Genomic DNA, 1734 nt, shown 5'->3' on the forward strand with positions numbered 1-1734 from the left:
GTATCATCGGACCCGATAGGCCCCAAAGAGTTGCTCCACTAATAATCATAATATATCCTATATGTTGATTTTGCTGATTCATTTTAACCCTCCATTGTTAGTATTTTTATTACTATGATGTAAAAATTGTACTCTTAAGGTATTATAGTGAATATCTGACTCTTTTATAAGTGCCAGTATTTTATTAGTAGAGGGGACCAGATTAAATGTTACAGTTAACACCGAATTTTGATATTCAAGGCAAAGATCCGATTTATATCCAGTTATATTCGTATATTAAACAAGAGATAAAGAAAAAAAGATTATTACCTGAAATGAAGTTGCCTTCAAAACGAAAACTTTCTCAGCATCTTTGCGTTAGTCAAAATACTGTTGAATCTGCCTATGGGCAATTAGTTGCTGAAGGCTACTTAAAAACGCTTCCTAGAAAAGGATATTATGTTTGCGATATTGAAGAAGAGGATTTTAATATAAATTATCAAAATCCCCAGTATGTAGAGGAAAAATTAGATAACAACGATGGTTATACCTATGATTTTGCATACACTGGTGTTGATCCAGAATCTTTTCCTTTTAACCTTTATAGAAAGTTGGTAAATGAAATATTTCAAAATGATAACAAACAAATATTACAGTTAGGCCATCCTCAAGGAGAGGTATATTTACGAAGAGCGATTGCGGATTATATATACGAAGCAAGAGGAGTAAAATGTTATCCAAGTCAAATTGTTATCGGATCTGGCACACAAACTTTAATGAAGATACTTTTTCTATTATTACCAAAGAGCAAATTTGCTGTTGAAGACCCTGGATATCATAGGAAAATGATGTTATTTGAAAAAGAAGCAAATCAAGTAGAATTCATTCCAATCGATTCAGAAGGTATGCTTGTTTCTCATTTAATTAAATCTGATGCAAATGTAGCGATTGTGACGCCGTCCCATCAGTTTCCTAGTGGTATGATTATGCCGGTTTCAAAACGCTTACAAATATTGAAATGGGCAAAAGAACAAAAAGACCGTTATATTATTGAAGATGATTATGATAGTGAATTTCGATATAGTGGTAAACCAGTACCTGCGCTTCAAGGGTTAGATACCGGAGAAAATGTAATTTATATGGGTACTTTCTCCAAATTACTATTACCTTCTCTGCGTATTAGTTATATGGTTTTACCAATTTCTCTAATCAATATCTACCAAGAAGACTTTTTCTTTTATGCTCAAACAGTCTCTCGCATAGACCAAAATATCTTAAAAGAATTTTTAAATAGAGGATATTGGGAAAAACATATTCAAAAAATGAAAGTAGTTTATCGAAAAAAAAGAGATGTTTTAATTACAGCTATTTCAAAACATTTCCCAGAAAGTGTTGAAGTTATAGGCGAAGACTCTGGTTTGCATTTAACCCTACGTTTAAATAATGGTATGACAGAACAAGAGGCTATTAATCAAGCAGCAAAATTTGGTGTAAAAGTAAATTCTGTTTCTGAATACGGGGAAAATGATGGCCAAACCGTCCTACTTGGCTTTGCAGTACTATCCATAGAACAAATAAAAGCAGCAGTTAAACTGCTTGAAAAAGCATGGTTTGAAAAAGATACAAGTAATTATTATTAAGATTTTCTTTTTCATTAATGACTCTAAAGGTAAGTATATACAAAGTATTGTATATAAGAATGATGCTAAAAGAGACTTTTGTTACTCATACTGTGATATCAACAATAGTTTCGAT

At 31.8% G+C, this 1734-nt stretch carries 1 protein-coding gene; it reads left to right on the forward strand.

The window, feature by feature from the left end; all coding sequences use genetic code 11:
- Window positions 1–206: 206 nt before the first annotated feature.
- Window positions 207–1619 (forward strand): MocR-like pyridoxine biosynthesis transcription factor PdxR, encoded by a 1413-nt coding sequence (gene pdxR, locus ACF91D_RS30135; protein WP_153672681.1) that lies wholly within the window; start codon window positions 207–209, stop codon window positions 1617–1619.
- The last annotated feature ends 115 nt before the right edge of the window (window positions 1620–1734 follow it).

It is taken from the genome of Staphylococcus sp. 231237_7MaSpsaltlick, from assembly GCF_043107035.1.

What these genes read in the sequence shown, in the direction of transcription:
- pdxR (WP_153672681.1), top strand. Translation starts at nt 207, where the DNA reads ATGTTACAGTTAACACCGAATTTTGATATTCAAGGCAAAGATCCGATT.